Here is a 15,711-nt window from a genome sequence, read left to right on the forward strand (position 1 = left end):
GTACGCGGCACACCGGGGTTTACGCTAAGCACGGCGTGAAAATCTGCCACGCATCGCGTGCGGACGGCTACCGGTGTGGTGTGCAAGCATCGGTTGACGCGGGTACGACGGGCGACGGCAGGTCTGAGGCCGTCGGTTCGTGGCCCGCAGGCGCCGCAGCGGCTCGATGCCGGGCCGCTGCGGCAGGTTGCGGCGGCCCGATCGGCACCACTGTCTTCAGTGCTGTGGCGGCGTCAATATCTCAATTGTCAATTGTTGCCGCCGCCTCCTGGAGGCCGTGTTCCGCCGCCACCGCCGCCTTGGGGTCCGCCTTGGGGTCCGCCTTGGGGTCCGTCTTGATGACCGCCTTGGGGTCCGCCTTGACCACCTGGGGGACGATTGCCGCCGCCCTGTTGAGCGCCGCCCGGCGGGCGACCGCCTCCGCCGCCTTGCGGTCCGCCGCCCGGTGGCCGGCCACCCCCACCGCCCTGCTGCGCGCCAGGAGGACGGCCGCCCGCGCTGCCCGGAGGCGGGCCACCCGGTGGTCGGCCGCCCGCGTTGCCCGGTGGTCGGCCGCCCTCGTTACCTGGAGGCCGTCCGCCTGCATTGCCCGGCGGCGACCCACCCGGAGGACGGCCGCCCGCGTTGCCCGGCGGCGAGCCACCCGGAGGACGCCCGCCGACATGCCCCGGCAACGGCCGCCAGTTCGGCGGCGGATGCCCGGCGCCCGGTCGCGGCGGCGGGGGCGGCGCATGACGCGCCCAGCGCGACCGCTGGCCGTACCACGGCTGGCCGCGGTAGTAGTTGCCCCAGTAATCGTTGATCGAGAACGCGAGGATCGGCAGGCCGAGCGCGGCGCCGTAGTTCAGCGGCATGTTGTAGCCCTGGTACGGCGAACTGAGCCGAGACGCATACACCCAGCCGCGCAGATTCGGTGTGGCGACGTCGCACCACTGGTAGTTGCTCAGGCACCCCATCACCGTCACCGGAACGCCGCCCGGTAGCTGCGCGACGATCGGGTAGTCGGACGCCGGGCCCGCGCGCAGGTTTGTGCCGCTATTCGTATAGGCCTGCGACTGCGCGCTGGCCACGCCGGGCAAAATCAGCAGGCCCGCTGCCATGTAAAGACCGATCACGAGTTGTCGTTGCATTCGTTCTTCCTATCTCGATGGTCACCTTTTGACCACGCCGGCCTATGGGCCCCCACTTCCAATATATAGACATTGCGCCTTCTTCATGACACGCGAACGTGCGCGCGCCGTACTCGCGCACGGCACATGCCAGCCGGCAAGCCCGTGCGGCAACATCTGGTAACGACCCGCCCGAACTCCCGCGTTGTTCGGACGTGCGCGAGGCGCGCGACCGGTCGATCATCGGCGGCATGATCAATCGATGCACCGCCGGGACCCTGATGACCCTTTTCCGCCCCCTCCTGATCGCCGGACTGCTGCTCGCGCATCCGTATGCCAACGCCACCAGCTTCGACTGCCAGCGCGGCCGCTCGCCGGCCGAGCGCATGATTTGCGGCGACTCCGCGCTGTCGGCGCTCGACGACACGTTGGGCCAACTCTACTGGCAAGCGCGTCGACGAGTCGCCCAGCGCCGCGCGTTCATCGACGCCAGCGACAGCAAGTGGGCCTGGCGCGAAGCGAACTGCCGTGACGCCGCGTGTCTGCGGACGTGGTACGCGACGCGCATCGACGAATTGCAGCGGCTGCTGGCGAGCTTGCCGGGCGGCTCGCGGCACGCGGCGTCCGAGGGTGCGGATGTGGACGCGCACCCGGACCCGTCGACGCTGCAATGCACGGCGGCGAAGCCCGGCCTCGTCGTCAACGAGCAATGTGCGAGCGTGATCGGACAGTCGGGCAAGCGTTGGAAGTATCAGCCGCACGATGGCGACTGGTTTTGCGGCGTGGCCACGCTCGAGCCTGTGGACATGGCGCCGCCGCAAGCACAAGCGCCGATGCCGATGCAACCGCAGGTGCAGGCGAGCGTTGGGCAATGAGACGGCGAAACACACTGGCCACGACGGCGATCAACCTGCGCGCCGAGTGAATTGCGCGCGCAAAGCTCAGTCAGCGGCCGACGGCTCACCGCCCTCGCCTGTGCCGAACAGCTCCGCGCAAAGCTGCGCGCCGATTTCGCTCAGCGACGCGGCTCCGGTGCCATCGTCATGGAACATCGTATCGACGAGACCGCCGCCCGATAGCGCCGTCAATTGCCGCCGCAAGCTGCTCATCGGCACGCCGGCCTGCTTCGACAGCTTCGCTAGCGACCATGCGCGCCGGGGTGTCTCGCGATGCGCGCGCCATAGCTGCGCGAGTATCGCGGCGAGTTGCGGGTCGATGTCGTCGTCGTTCATATCGGTCTCGCAGTTGTGAGGTGTCGGTCGTATCGCGGTTGCGCCCTTCACGCCATCCCCGTAGCCAGCTCGCCGAGCGTCTTCAGCGCCGCCTCGGCCTGCGCGGTCCACGGATAGCTGTAGTTGAGCCGGATGAAGTGCCGATAATCGTTGCGCGTCGAAAACATCATCCCCGGCCCGACCGTGATCCCGCGTTCGAGCGCGGCCTGATAAAGCCGCATCGAGTCGATCGCAACCGGCAGCTCGACCCACAGCACGTAGCCGCCGCGCGGCGTCGACACGCGCGTGCCAACCGGGAAGAAGCGCAGCACCAGCGCACTCATGATGCTCGCCTGCTGACGGTACACGCGGCGCAGATGCCGCAAATGCCGGTCGTAGCCGTCCTGACGCAGATAATCGGCGACCGCGACCTGCGGCACCGACGGCGTCGTCAGCGTATTCAGGAACTTGAGCTTCTCGACCTGCGCGCGATAACGCCCCGGCAGCGCCCAGCCGAGCCGGTACGACGCGCTCAGGCTTTTCGAAAACGACGCACAGTGCAGCACGAGCCCTTTGGTGTCGAACGTCTTTAGCGTCGATGGCCGCGCGTCGCCGAAATACAGCTCCTGGTAGACGTCGTTTTCGATCGCCGGAATCTCATGCGCGGCCAGCAGTTCGACCAGCTGCCGCTTGCGCTCGTCGGACATGCAGAAACCGAGCGGATTCTGGAAGTTCGGCATCACCATGCACGCGGCGATCTTCTGCCGCGCGATCACCTTCGCGAGCGCGTCGATGTCGATGCCGTCGACCGGATGCGTCGCCACCTCGATTGCGCGCATGCCGAGGCGCTCGATCGCGTGCAGCATCGCGTAGAAGGTCGGCGATTCGACCGCGACGGTGTCGCCCGGCTTCGCGACCGCCTGCAGGCTCAGGTTGATCGCCTCGGTCGCACCGAGCGTGATCATGATTTCGCCCGGATCGACCGGCAGACCGTTTTCCGCGTAGCGCCGTGCGATCTGGCGGATCAGCTCGGGGTTGCCTGGCGGCAGATCGTCGATCAGATTCCAGCTCGCGTGCCGCCGCGCAACCGCGTTCGCGTACTGGTTGATGCGCCGCCACGGGAACAGCGACGGATCGGGATACGGCGAGCCGAACGGCACGGCGTCGTGCGCGCGGATGCTGCGCAGGGTCGACAGCACGAGCCGGCTCACGTCGACCGTCGCGGGCATCGGCGGCGGCGCGGACTTGCGCCCCGCGCGTGCCGCGGCAGGCACCGGCGCGAGCGCCCGCGCGGCCGCGTCGCGCACGAAATAGCCCGACTGCGGCCGGCTCTCGATGATGCCGTGGCTCTCCAGCAGCGCATACGCATGCAGCACCGTCTTGATGCTGACGCCGTGCTGCTGGCTCGCCTGCCGCACCGACGCAATCCGCTCGCCGGCCGCGAATACGCCGCGGCGCACGGCTTCGGTGATTTCGTCGGCGAGTTTTTCGTAGAGCTTCATGCGATTCGGGCGGTCTAGGGATCGTCGCGCAACTGTACTCCTATTCTTTCCGATTTTCTGTATCCGACGGGGATTGTGGAACACAGTACGCTTGCGGACATTGGTCTGCAAAATCCGTCGAATCTGTCCATCGTCACGTCATGAAGAAGAACGAAGCACAAGCCGAACCCCGCATCGAGCCGTACAAGCACCCCGCCGCCGGCTGGGGCGCGCTGAAGTATGTCGCCATCAACCTGCTCAAGGAAAAGGTCGCGGGCGGCAACTACCGCACGCTGCTCAAGCAGAACCAGCCTGACGGCTTCGACTGCCCCGGCTGCGCGTGGCCGGATCGCGAGCACGCGTCGACGTTCGAGTTCTGCGAAAACGGCGTGAAGGCGGTGGCCGCCGAGGCCACCGGCAAGCGCGTGACGCCGGCGTTCTTCGAGCAGCACAGCGTCGCCGAGCTGATGACGCAATCCGACTTCGAGCTCGAGCAGCACGGCCGTCTGACCGATCCGCTCGTCTACGACGCCGCGCGCGACCGCTACGTGCCGATCGGCTGGGACGGCGCGTTCGAGCTCATCGCAAGCCATCTGAAGCGCCTCGACGATCCGAACCGCGCCGCGTTCTATACGTCGGGCCGCGCGAGCAACGAAGCCGCGTTCCTGTACCAGCTGTTCGTGCGCATGTACGGCACCAACAATTTTCCCGATTGCTCGAACATGTGCCACGAGGCGACGAGCCGTGGCCTGCCGCACACGGTCGGCGTCGGCAAGGGCACGGTCACGCTCGACGACTTCGAACACGCGGATACGCTGCTGATCTTCGGCCAGAACCCGGCCACCAACCATCCGCGCATGCTCGGCGAGCTGCGCGAATGCGCGAAGCGCGGCGCCACGATCGTGTCGATCAATCCGCTGAAGGAGCGCGGCCTCGAACGTTTCGCGAGCCCGCAGCATCCGGTCGAAATGCTGACGATGGGCAGCACGAAAATCAGCTCCGTGTTCATCCGTCCGAAGGTCGGCGGCGATTTCGCGCTGATCAAGGGCGTCGCCAAACGCGTGCTCGAACTCGACGACGAAGCGCTCGTGTCAGGCCTCGAGCGCGTCCTCGACGTCGACTTCATCGCCCAGCACACGGTCGGCTTCGCCGCATTCGCCGATGATCTGCGCGCCGAGCGCTGGGACACGATCGTCGCCGAGGCCGGCGTGCCGCTCGACGAGGTGCTGAAGCTCGCCGATATCTACGTGAAGGGCCGCGCGGTGATTTCCACCTGGGGCATGGGTCTCACGCAGCACAAGAACTCTGTCGCGACGGTGCAGCTGCTGTCGAATCTGATGATGATGCGCGGCAATATCGGCCGGCGCGGCGCGGGGCTGTGCCCGGTGCGCGGCCACTCGAACGTGCAGGGCGACCGCACGGTCGGCATCGAGGAAAAGCCGACCGAAGCGTTTCTCGACAAGCTTGGTGCAGCCTACGATTTCGCGCCGCCGCGTGAGCACGGTCTCGACGTCGTCAACACGATTCAGGCGATGCTCGATGGCAAGGTGAAAGTGTTCATCGGCCTCGGCGGCAATTTCTCGATCGCGACGCCGGATACGCCGCGCACGTGGGACGCGATGCGCGCATGCGAGCTGACCGTGCACGTGACGACGAAGCTCAACCGCAGCCACCTCGTGCATGGCCGCGACGCCCTCATCCTGCCGACGCTCGGGCGCACCGAGATCGATATTCAGAACGGCGTGGCGCAAGGCGTCAGCGTCGAGGATTCGATGAGCATGGTGCACATCTCATACGGGATGAACAAGCCGGCGTCGGACAATCTGCTATCCGAAGTGGCGATCGTCGCGCGCATGGCGCATGCGACTTTGGGCAGCGGCAAGGTGGACTGGCTCGCGCATGCGGCCGACTATGCGCTGATTCGCGATGGCATCGCGAAGGTGATCGACGGTTTCGACGACTACAACGAGCGTCTGAAGAAACCGGGCGGTTTCCATCTCGGCGTCGCGTCGCGCGATCGCATCTGGAAAACGCCGAGCGGCAAGGCCCACTTCATCGTCCACGCGATCGCGCTCGACACGCCGATTCATCAGGCGAAGAAGCGTCACGGCGAACGCCTGATGACCCTGATGACCACCCGCTCACACGATCAGTACAACACGACGATTTACGGTCTCGACGATCGCTATCGCGGCGTGTACGGACAGCGGCGCGTGCTGTTCGCCAACAAGGACGATCTGGCGATGCTCGGGTTCGCGGCCGGTCAGCGTGTCGATATCACGAGCGTGTGGGCCGATGGCATCGAGCGACGAGTGGACGGTTTTCTGCTCGTCGAGTACGACATTCCGCGCGGCTGCCTCGGCGCTTACTATCCGGAGACGAATCCGCTGGTGCCGCTCTCCTCGGTCGCGGATGGCGCGGGTACGCCGACGTCGAAGTCGATTCCGGTGTTGTTGACGGCGTCGGTGGTGGAGGATGCCGCCGTTCTGGCGGCCTGAAGTCGGCTCTATTTTCCGCGCCTTGCGCGCGGCGTCCCTCACACGGGCTTCTTCGCCAGATCGCGATGCGTCAGATACAGACGTAGATCGAACTCGATCTGGTGGTAACCCGGCTGCATGAACTCGCACAGACGATAGAAAGCCTTGTTGTGATCGCTCTCTTTCAGATGAGCGAGTTCGTGCACGACGATCATCTTCAGAAACTCCGGCGCCGCGCCCTTGAATAGCGACGCGATGCGGATTTCCTTCTTCGCTTTCAGCTTGCTGCCCTGCACGCGCGAAATGCTCGTATGCAGGCCGAGCGCGTGGCGCATCACGTCGAGCTTGCTGTCGTAAGTGACCTTGTCGATCTGCTCCGCGTTGCGCAGGTGCTCGCGTTTGAGTTCCGCGCAGTACTCGTAGAGCGCGCGGTCGGTTTGCACCTCGTGCGTGTTCGGGTACTTCTGCGCGAGATAGGAGCCGAGCTGATCGTCGGCGATCAGCGTTCTCACCTTGTCTTGCAGAGGCGCGGGGTAGCCGGTCAGGTATTTGAGCGAAGACATGAAGGTGGATCGAGGTTGGCGAGGTGATATTACGCAGGGTCGCGCCGATCGACAAGGTTGGGCGCTTGTCCGGATTTACGCCGAGTTCTGGGGGCTCATCGCGTTATGCGGCGTGACAGTTTCTCACTCGATTTTGTCCGCATAGGCCAACGAGATTCACCGCTTCCGTGCGATGCGCCGCAGATTCGAGCAGCACGCTGCCGCCAGTGATACGTAAAAAAATATTGACCTGTACTTTCGAGCTCGGTATCAGCGCGAAGCAACTGGATTTCTGATCGGGAAAACTGGAGAGCGAGATCGGCACGGCGGTCATCGGCGTGCGCGCATCGTGCCTGTGATTTGGAACTCTGGTGCCGGGGACCGGACTTGAACCGGCAAGCCCGAAGGCGGCGGATTTTAAGTCCGCTATGTTTACCAATTTCATCACCCCGGCAAGGGTCGCAATCGCGCGTGGACGCGAATTCTACCATCGCCTCGCCGCAGCCCCAAGAACGCCCGACACCACGTTCATCCCCAAGTCACAAACCTTGCCGATAATCCGCTCACGAAAACGATTACAGCGGGCCGCAAACCGATGACGCCGACGATCAAAGATGTCGCCGCCCACGCGGGCTTTTCCATCGCCACGGTATCGCGCGCGATCAACGCGCCGCACACCGTGAACCCCATCACGCTCGACAAGGTACGTCAGTCGATCGACGCGCTGAACTTCCGCCCGAGCCCGCTCGGCCGGCAATTGCGCGGCGAGCGCACGCGCCTGATCGGCGTCGTTCTGCCGACGCTCGCGAACCCGGTGTTCGCCGAATGCCTGCAAGGCATCGACGATCTCGCGTCGGCGCAAGGCTACCGGCTGATGCTGATGACCACGCAGTACGACGTGGATCGCGAACGCCACGCAATCGAAACGCTGCGCGAGCATCGCGTCGAAGGCCTGATCCTGACCGTCGCCGATGCCGACACCCATCCGCTGCTCGACGAACTCGACCGCGACGGCCTGCTGTACGTGCTGATGCACAACGACACGGTGCGCCGCCCGTCGGTGTCGGTCGACAATCGCCTCGCCGCCTACGACGGCGTGCGCCGGCTCATCGCCAACGGCCATCGCCGCATCCTGATGCTGGCCGGCTCGTTCGCCGCGTCGGATCGCGCGCGTCAGCGGCATCTCGGCTACACGCAGGCGATGCAGCAAGCCGGCCTCACCGCCGCGCCCGCGCTCGAAGTCGATTTCAACGCCGACGAACTCGCGCCGTCCGTGCTCGCGCACCTGACGCACGGCGCAAACCGTCCTACCGCCCTTTTCTGCAGCAACGATCTGCTCGCGATGGTGGTGATGCGCGGCCTGCGTCGCGCGCGTCTGAAGATCCCGCAGGACATGTCGATTCTAGGCTTCGACGGCCTCGCGATGGGCGAACTGCTGTCGCCAGCGCTCGCGAGCATCTGCGCGCCGAATCGCGAGATCGGCTGCGCGGCGTGGCGGCGCTTGCTCGCCCGCATCGGCGGCGCGCGCGACGATCGCGCATTCCCCGCCACCTCGCTCGCGTTGACCCTGCCGCACAGCGTGCGCGAAGGCGCGACGATCGCGGCGCTCGGGTCCCACGCAGATTTCGACAGCGCATCACCAACACAAGGGCTGACCGCCTAGGCAGCCGTCGCGCACTACAACCGCTTGCAACCACCACCTTTTACGGGCCCGGCGTGAGTGCTGAAGCACTTGCACCGATCGACACAGGAGACCTGCAGTGACCCGCTCGACCTCACGCTTCGCATCTTCGCTCAAACCGCTCTGGCGGAAACTCTCGCACGCCGCCGCGACCGTACTGCCGGCGAGCCTGCTCGTCGCCGGCGCGGCGCTCGTCACGCTCGCGCCGCAAACCGCGCGCGCCGATGAAACCGCGATCTGCTACAACTGCCCGCCCGAATGGGCCGACTGGGCGAGCCAGATCAAGGCGATCCAGCAAAAGACCGGCATTCGCGTGCCGTTCGACAACAAGAACTCGGGCCAATCGATCGCACAGCTGATGGCCGAGCAGAAAAGCCCGGTCGCCGACGTCGTGTATCTCGGCGTGTCGTCCGCGTTCCAGGCCAAGGACAAGGGCGTGATCCAGACGTACAAGCCCGCGCACTGGGACGACATTCCCGCCAGCCTGAAAGACCCGCAAGGCTACTGGTTCACGATCCACTCGGGCACGCTCGGCTTCTTCGTCAACAAGGACGCGCTCGAAGGCAAGCCGGTGCCGCGCTCGTGGGCCGATCTGCTGAAGCCCCAGTACAAAGGGATGATCGGCTACCTCGATCCGTCGAGCGCGTTCGTCGGCTATGCGGGCGCGGTCGCGGTGAACCAGGCGCTCGGCGGCACGCTCGACAACTTCGAGCCGGGCCTCGACTGGTTCAGGAAGCTCAAGGCGAACGCGCCGATCGTGCCGAAACAAACCGCGTACGCCCGCGTGCTGTCCGGCGAAATTCCCATCCTGCTCGACTACGACTTCGACGCGTATCGCGCGAAGTACAAGGATCATGCGAACGTCGAGTTCGTGATTCCGCAGGAAGGCACGATCTCGGTGCCGTACGTGATGAGCCTCGTGAAGGGCGCGCCGCATGAAGCGAACGGCAAGAAGGTGCTCGATTTCGTGCTGTCCGACGAAGGCCAGAAGCTGTGGGCGCAGGCGTATCTGCGGCCGGTGCGCGCGAGCGCGATGAATGCCGAGACCGCCGCGCAGTTCCTGCCCGCGAGCGAATACGCGCGCGCGAAGCCGGTCGACTTCGCGAAGATGGCCGAGAAGCAGTCGGGCTTCGGCGAGCGCTATCTGCAGGTGATGCATTGAACGACGTCACGTTCCCGCTGCGCTGGCGCATCGCGTTGCTCGCGCCGGCGCTCGCGGTGTTCATCGCGTTCTGGCTGCTGCCGATGGGCGCGCTCGCGCAGCTCTCCGGCGGCGGCCACGCGTTCGCGACCTATCGCGCGATGCTGACCAATCCGCGTTATATGTCGAGCCTCGGCGCGACCGTCGTGCTGTCGGCGGCGGTCACGGCGGCCACCCTGGTGCTGTCGGTGATCGCAGGGCTGCTGCTCGCGCGCCGCGAGTTCGCCGGCAAGCGCACGCTGCTCGCGCTGCTGACGTTTCCGCTCGCATTTCCCGGTGTCGTCGTGGGCTTCATGGTCATCATGCTCGCCGGGCGTCAGGGGCTGATCGGCGCGCTCTCGCTGAAACTCGCGGGCGATCGCTGGGTATTCGCGTATTCGATGAGCGGCCTGTTTCTCGGCTATCTGTACTTCTCGATTCCGCGTGTGATCGTCACCGTGATGGCCTCCGCGACCAAGCTCGATGCCTCGCTCGAAGAGGCCGCGCGCTCGCTCGGCGCATCGCCGTGGCGCATCATGCGCGACATCGTGCTGCCGGCGCTGTCGCCCGGTCTGATCGCGGCAGGCGCCGTGTGCTTCGCGACCGCGATGGGCGCGTTCGGCACGGCGTTCACGCTCGCCACCGACATCGACGTGCTGCCGATGACCATCTATACCGAGTTCACGCTGAACGCGAACATGGTGACCGCCGCGGGTCTGTCGATCGTGCTGGGCATCGTCACGTGGGCGGTGCTGGCGATCGCGCGCAGCGCGAGCGGTTCGGGCGTGGCGGCGAGCGCATGAACGACAACCCATCCATGAACTCAGTCACGGCCTCCTCGCCGTCGCAACCGGCAGCGGGACCGCGCACGCGACGCGCGTGGCCTTCCTCGCGAACCTGGCTCGCCGCGGGTCAATGGTTCGTCACCCTGCTGCTGTGCGCGTTCCTGATCGTGCCGGTCGTCATGTCGATCGTCGCGGGGCTGACGGTCAACTACTTCAAGGGCGTGTCGAGCGGACTCACGCTGCGCTGGCTCGTCGAAGTGTGGAGCCAGTATCACGGCTCGGTGTGGCTGTCGCTCGAAGTGGCCGCCGCGACGCTCGTCGTCACGCTGTTGACCGGCGTACCCGCGGGCTACGTGCTCGCGCGCAGCAAGACACGCTTCGCCCGCATCGTCGAGGAGTTTCTGGTGCTGCCGATCGCGCTGCCCGGCCTCGCATCGGCACTCGCGCTGCTGGTGATCTACGGCGGCTTCACGGCGTTCCGGATGAGCGCGGCGTTCATCGTGGTCGGGCATGTGGTATTCACGCTGCCGTTCATGGTGCGCGCGGTGGCGGCGGTCTGCGCGAGCAGCGATCTGCGCACGCTAGAAGAAGGCGCGGCAAGCCTCGGCGCGGGCTTCTTCACGCGCTTCGTGACGATCGTGCTGCCGAACGCGCGGCCCGGCATCGTCGCGGGCGCGCTCGCGGTGCTGACGCTGTCGATCGGCGAATTCAACCTCACGTGGATGCTGCACACGCCCGATACGAAGACGCTGCCGGTCGGCCTCGCCGATACCTACGCGTCGATGCGCATCGAGATCGGCAGCGCGTACACGATCCTGTTCTTCATCATGACGATGCCGCTGCTCGTCGCGATGCAATGGCTCGGCGTCGATGCGACCGGCCAGCGCAGCGCGTCGAACAGGCACGGCGCCGCCTCTTTCGCGAAACCCATCGACACGCCATGAAACTCACCTCGGTTCCCATCACGCTCACGCAGTGCGCCAAGACGTTTCGCGGCACGCGCGTGCTCGAACCGCTCGACCTGTCGATCGGCGCGGGCGAAACCCTCGTGCTGCTCGGACCGTCGGGCTGCGGCAAGACGACGACGCTGCGCCTGATCGCGGGCCTCGAAACCCCGGACGCGGGCGGTCGCATCGCATTCGGCGACGACGACGTGACCACGCTGCCGATCGAAAAACGCGCGGTCGGCATGGTGTTCCAGAGCTACGCGCTGTTTCCGAACCTGACCGTGCGCGGCAACATCGGCTACGGTCTGAAGATCAGGCGCATGCCGGCGGCAACTGCCCGCCAACGCGTCGACGAACTGCTCGGCATGATGCGGCTTGCCGCGCACGCGGACAAACCGATCGATCAACTGTCGGGCGGCCAGCGTCAACGTGTGGCGCTCGCTCGCGCGCTCGCGGTGCAGCCGCGCGTGCTGCTGCTCGACGAACCGCTGACCGCGCTCGACGCGCGTCTGCGCGACGCATTGCGCACGGAAATGAACGCGCTGTTGCGCGAGCTCGGCATCACCACCGTCTACGTGACGCACGATCAGGCCGAGGCGATGGAGCTCGGCGATCGGATCGTCGTGATGAGCGCGGGACGCATCGAGCAGATCGGTTCGCCGCGCGACATCTACTATCGTCCGGCCAATCGCACGGTCGCGCAGTTCGTCGGCACGATCAACCGTATCGCGGGCGAGCCGCGCGACGGCATGCTGACGACGAGCGGCGGCGCCGTGCCGGTGCCCGCGCATGCATCGAATGCGACCGGCCCGCACGAAATCTTCTTTCGCCCCGAGGACGCGCGGCTCACCGACCCCGCGCTCGCGCAGCTGCGCGGCCTGATCGAAAGCACCGCGTTCCTCGGCGAACGCACGCGCCTGACGATTGGTGGCGCCGCGCCCGAGCCGCTCTTCGTCGACGTCGCGGGCCGTATCGAGCTTGCGCGTGGCACGCCGGTCGGCATTTCGATCGAGCGGGACGCACTGATTGCGCTATCGTAGGTACAAACAGCGCCGCAGCCTGGCGCTCAACACGAAGCAACCCGAAGGACCTCTCATGCTGCTGGCTCAAATTAGCGACCTGCATATCAAGCAACCCGGCGCACTCGCGTATCGCCGCGTCGATACTGCTCCCTACCTCGCGCGCTGCATCGACGCGCTGAACGCGCTCACACCGCGCCCCGACGCGGTGCTGATGACCGGCGACCTCGTCGATCAGGGCGACCCAGAGCAGTACGCGCACCTGAAGACATTGCTCGCACCGCTCGAGATCCCCTACTTCCTGATGGTCGGAAATCACGACGAACGCGACGCGTTGCGCGCGGCGTTTCCCGAGCGCGAGGAATTGCAAAGCGGCGGCGAGTTCGTTCAGTACGCGGCCGACGTCGGCCCGCTGCGCGTGATCGCGCTCGATTCGCTGGTGCCCGGTTCGAGCGCCGGCATGCTGTGTGACAAGCGGCTCGCGTGGCTCGCGCAGCAGCTCGATGCGGCGCGCGGCAACCCGGTCGTGGTCGCGCTGCATCATCCGCCGTTCGCGTGCGGCATCGGACATATGGACGAGATCCGGCTCGACCCGGCGGCATCGGACAAGCTCGCCGCGTTGATCGCCCGCTATCCCAACGTCGAGCGCGTGCTCTGCGGGCACGTGCATCGCTCGATGTTCGTGCGCTTCGGCGGCACGATCGCGAGCGCGATTCCCGCGCCCGCGCACCAGGTGGCGCTCGATTTTCGCGAGGAAGGACCGTCGGCGTTCGTGATGGAGCCGCCCGCTTACGCGCTGCATTACTACGCGCCGGCGACGGGCATCGTCACGCATCACGCGTATGTCGATCCGGCCGACGGCCCGTATCCGTTCTACGATGCTGGCGCGTTGATCGACTGACAGGAGCGGTAGAGCTCTCTGCAACCGGATGGCGGCCGCGCGGGCGAGCGCTCGCTCGACCGTCAGCAGGAACCCCGCCGCTCCGGTATGATCGGCACGCTTGAGGACCGCGCATGGGCCGGTCCGTCGATCCGCCTCCGTCATGTCCACTTCCGACGCTTCCACTTCCGCTTCCTCCGCCCGGTCGTTGCGCGGCGTGTTGCTGCTGCTCGCGACGATCGCCGGTGTCTCTGTGGCGAACATCTACTTCAATCAGCCACTTCTCGACAATTTGCGCCAGTCGTTTCCGGACAGCGCGTCCTGGGTCGGCGCGGTGCCTGCCGTCACACAGCTCGGCTACGCCGCCGGCATGCTGCTGCTCGCGCCGCTCGGCGACCGCTTCGACCGGCGTTTACTGATCCTGCTGCAGATCGCCGGCATGTGCGTCGCGCTCATCGTCGCGGCGTCGGCGCCGACGCTCGCGGTGCTGATCGTCACGAGTCTAGCGATCGGCGTGCTCGCGACGATCGCGCAACAGGCGGTGCCGTTCGCGGCCGAACTCGCGTTGCCGTCCGAGCGCGGCCACGCGGTCGGCACCGTGATGAGCGGCCTGTTGCTCGGCATCCTGCTCGCGCGGACCGCGGCGGGCATCGTCGGTGAATACTTCGGCTGGCGCGCGGTGTTTGGCGCATCGGTCGTCGCGCTGCTCGCGCTCGCGGTCGTCATCATTTTGCGTCTGCCGAAGAGCCAGCCGACCTCGACGCTGCCGTACGGCAAGCTGCTCGTGTCGATGTGGCATCTGGTGACCGAGCATCGCGCGCTGCGCGAGGCGTCGCTGACCGGAGCGGCGTTGTTCGGCGCGTTCAGCCTTTTCTGGTCGGTGCTCGCGCTGTTGCTCGCGGGTGCGCCGTTTCATCTCGGGCCGCAGGCGGCGGGGCTGTTCGGTATCGTCGGCGCGGCTGGCGCGCTGGCCGCGCCGCTGGCCGGCAAGTTCGCCGACCGGCGTGGCCCGCGCGCGATCATCACCGTGTCGCTCGTGCTGGTCGTGATCGCGTTCGCGATCTTCGGGGCATCGGCGAAGAGCATCGCGGGACTCGTGGTCGGCGTGATCATTCTCGACATCGGCGTGCAGGCCGCGCAGATTTCCAATCAGTCGCGCATCTACGCGTTGAAGCCCGATGCGCGCAGCCGCGTGAATACCGTGTACATGGTCGCGTATTTCATCGGCGGTGCGGTGGGCTCGGGTGTCGGCGCGATCGTGTGGCCGGCGTTCGGGTGGATCGGCGTCACTATCGCGGGGATCGGGTTTGCCGGGCTCGGCGCGTGGAATCATCTGCGCTTGCCGGCGCGGGCGGGGCATTGATATCAATGCTGACCAGGGCCGGATAAGAATCGTCTTGTCGATTTGCCACCGCTGGCGGAGCCTGGTAACGCCTGTCGCAATCCGTCGCGCGGAATCATCCTTCGCCCATTTCATTACTCGTCGTTACTTGATAGCTTAACGGACTGATGTGGCACGAGTCGAAGACTCGCGCCATTGTTCATCGACGCGTTATGCGTTGTCCCCTGCCCGATCAAGTCCACACGCCGGTATGTCGAATAAATATAACTACGGAATACACAGCAATCTAACCGCGACGCAACTGTTCCTTCTAATCTCCGTGGATGAAACCATGGCCCAAATCGGTATCAGCGATGCCGTGGGCGCCTCCATGATCGTCGCAGGCTCGCGCTTCATTCCGACGCGAGGCAAATTTGGCGGCGCGGTAAAAGGCACGTCAGTGGCGTCGAAGCTGTCCCGCTCGCTATTGCCCTTCGAGTTAAAGCATCGAATTCTGCCTACATTCACGTCATGGACGAGCGTCGTGCTACTGCGCGTGAAGTTGACGAGCCATCTGGGCGTATTCGTCGGTCGAGCAATTCCCGGAGTCGGGTGGATAATCACCGCATCCGACGTGGCAATAATCGGCTACAAAACCGTCAATGCCTATAACCGCCTGGTCAAACCGGAGGATCGCCTGTAATGAACGACACTTGGCTCGATCTCACTCGGTTCATCCGCGAAATGCGCACGCCCGCCGGGCTGCCCCTCGACGACGAGCTGACCCGCGACATGGATCTGTATCACGATCTGGAGTGGGAGCCGGCGAGAATCCTCGACGTGATGCAGGCATGGGCTCAACGCTTCCAGGTGGACCTGCGCGATTTCGACGTCGCCTATTACGTTCCGTCCGCCAATATGCGAAAACTCGACATCGTCGCGGCCGCGTTGAAGTCCCCGTTCAGTGCCAGCGCGCGAGAATTACTCGGTGGACGTTCGCTTACCCTTGGGATGCTCGAAGAAGCCATGAAATGCGGATCATGGAAAACTGACTAGAAACGTCCTCCCGCGCAGGCTC

General features: G+C 65.7%; 16 protein-coding genes and 1 tRNA gene. 11 read left to right on the forward strand and 6 right to left on the reverse strand.

The window, feature by feature from the left end:
• Window positions 1-248 precede the first annotated feature (248 nt).
• A complete protein-coding gene (locus AB3X95_RS05025; protein ID WP_176124083.1) occupies window positions 249-1,130 on the reverse strand; it encodes an SH3 domain-containing protein in 882 nt (293 codons plus the stop codon).
• A 260-nt stretch (window positions 1,131-1,390) separates the two neighbouring features.
• On the opposite strand from AB3X95_RS05025, the gene AB3X95_RS05030 reads away from it, so the two are divergent.
• Window positions 1,391-1,984 carry a lysozyme inhibitor LprI family protein gene (locus AB3X95_RS05030; protein WP_368620817.1) on the forward strand — a complete coding sequence of 198 codons (594 nt, stop codon included), beginning with the start codon at window positions 1,391-1,393 and terminating at the stop codon, window positions 1,982-1,984.
• Between the two features lie 66 nt (window positions 1,985-2,050).
• Here AB3X95_RS05030 and AB3X95_RS05035 read toward each other — a convergent pair whose 3' ends face one another.
• Window positions 2,051-2,341 (reverse strand): helix-turn-helix domain-containing protein, encoded by a 291-nt coding sequence (locus AB3X95_RS05035; protein ID WP_176108142.1) that lies wholly within the window; start codon window positions 2,339-2,341, stop codon window positions 2,051-2,053.
• A gap of 47 nt (window positions 2,342-2,388) precedes the next feature.
• Window positions 2,389-3,822 (reverse strand): PLP-dependent aminotransferase family protein, encoded by a 1,434-nt coding sequence (locus tag AB3X95_RS05040; protein ID WP_368620818.1) that lies wholly within the window; start codon window positions 3,820-3,822, stop codon window positions 2,389-2,391.
• 140 nt (window positions 3,823-3,962) lie between these two features.
• Here AB3X95_RS05040 and AB3X95_RS05045 point away from each other — a divergent pair, with 140 nt between their 5' ends.
• Window positions 3,963-6,299 carry an FdhF/YdeP family oxidoreductase gene (locus AB3X95_RS05045; RefSeq protein ID WP_368620819.1) on the forward strand — a complete coding sequence of 779 codons (2,337 nt, stop codon included), beginning with the start codon at window positions 3,963-3,965 and terminating at the stop codon, window positions 6,297-6,299.
• A gap of 38 nt (window positions 6,300-6,337) precedes the next feature.
• Here AB3X95_RS05045 and AB3X95_RS05050 read toward each other — a convergent pair whose 3' ends face one another.
• The 3 genes from AB3X95_RS05050 to AB3X95_RS05060 all read right to left on the reverse strand — a co-directional run bounded on the left by AB3X95_RS05050 (window position 6,338) and on the right by AB3X95_RS05060 (window position 7,274).
• On the reverse strand, window positions 6,338-6,841 hold the full coding sequence (locus AB3X95_RS05050; RefSeq protein WP_013089862.1) for a M48 family metallopeptidase: 504 nt from the start codon (window positions 6,839-6,841) through the stop codon (window positions 6,338-6,340).
• A 103-nt stretch (window positions 6,842-6,944) separates the two neighbouring features.
• Window positions 6,945-7,154 carry a hypothetical protein gene (locus AB3X95_RS05055; RefSeq protein ID WP_368620820.1) on the reverse strand — a complete coding sequence of 70 codons (210 nt, stop codon included), beginning with the start codon at window positions 7,152-7,154 and terminating at the stop codon, window positions 6,945-6,947.
• A 35-nt stretch (window positions 7,155-7,189) separates the two neighbouring features.
• A tRNA-Leu gene (locus tag AB3X95_RS05060) sits at window positions 7,190-7,274 on the reverse strand.
• 141 nt (window positions 7,275-7,415) lie between these two features.
• Here AB3X95_RS05060 and AB3X95_RS05065 point away from each other — a divergent pair.
• The 9 genes from AB3X95_RS05065 (at window position 7,416) to AB3X95_RS05105 (ending at window position 15,689) form a co-directional block, all read left to right on the forward strand.
• Window positions 7,416-8,483 carry a LacI family DNA-binding transcriptional regulator gene (locus AB3X95_RS05065; RefSeq protein ID WP_368620821.1) on the forward strand — a complete coding sequence of 356 codons (1,068 nt, stop codon included), beginning with the start codon at window positions 7,416-7,418 and terminating at the stop codon, window positions 8,481-8,483.
• 97 nt (window positions 8,484-8,580) lie between these two features.
• The gene (locus tag AB3X95_RS05070) at window positions 8,581-9,663 is read left to right on the forward strand and encodes an ABC transporter substrate-binding protein (protein ID WP_368620822.1); all 1,083 of its coding nucleotides are present in this window, start codon (window positions 8,581-8,583) and stop codon (window positions 9,661-9,663) included.
• Window positions 9,660-10,484: an ABC transporter permease gene (locus AB3X95_RS05075; RefSeq protein WP_013089865.1), complete on the forward strand. Its 825-nt coding sequence runs from the start codon at window positions 9,660-9,662 to the stop codon at window positions 10,482-10,484. The genes AB3X95_RS05070 and AB3X95_RS05075 overlap by 4 nt, the downstream gene beginning before the upstream one ends.
• 14 nt (window positions 10,485-10,498) lie before the next feature.
• Window positions 10,499-11,410, forward strand: a complete 912-nt coding sequence (locus AB3X95_RS05080) for an ABC transporter permease (protein ID WP_176368092.1) — start codon at window positions 10,499-10,501, stop codon at window positions 11,408-11,410.
• Window positions 11,407-12,453 (forward strand): ABC transporter ATP-binding protein, encoded by a 1,047-nt coding sequence (locus tag AB3X95_RS05085; RefSeq protein ID WP_368620823.1) that lies wholly within the window; start codon window positions 11,407-11,409, stop codon window positions 12,451-12,453. The genes AB3X95_RS05080 and AB3X95_RS05085 overlap by 4 nt, the downstream gene beginning before the upstream one ends.
• A gap of 55 nt (window positions 12,454-12,508) precedes the next feature.
• On the forward strand, window positions 12,509-13,333 hold the full coding sequence (locus AB3X95_RS05090; RefSeq protein ID WP_368620824.1) for a phosphodiesterase: 825 nt from the start codon (window positions 12,509-12,511) through the stop codon (window positions 13,331-13,333).
• A gap of 142 nt (window positions 13,334-13,475) precedes the next feature.
• Window positions 13,476-14,675, forward strand: a complete 1,200-nt coding sequence (locus tag AB3X95_RS05095) for an MFS transporter (RefSeq protein ID WP_368620825.1) — start codon at window positions 13,476-13,478, stop codon at window positions 14,673-14,675.
• Between the two features lie 229 nt (window positions 14,676-14,904).
• A complete protein-coding gene (locus AB3X95_RS05100; protein ID WP_176108130.1) occupies window positions 14,905-15,336 on the forward strand; it encodes an STM2901 family protein in 432 nt (143 codons plus the stop codon).
• On the forward strand, window positions 15,336-15,689 hold the full coding sequence (locus AB3X95_RS05105) for a DUF1493 family protein (protein ID WP_176124072.1): 354 nt from the start codon (window positions 15,336-15,338) through the stop codon (window positions 15,687-15,689). Before AB3X95_RS05100 ends, AB3X95_RS05105 begins: the two co-directional genes overlap by 1 nt.
• The last annotated feature ends 22 nt before the right edge of the window (window positions 15,690-15,711 follow it).

Source organism: Paraburkholderia sp. BR13444, assembly GCF_040948755.1.
GTDB classification, from domain to species: Bacteria; Pseudomonadota; Gammaproteobacteria; order Burkholderiales; family Burkholderiaceae; genus Paraburkholderia; species Paraburkholderia youngii.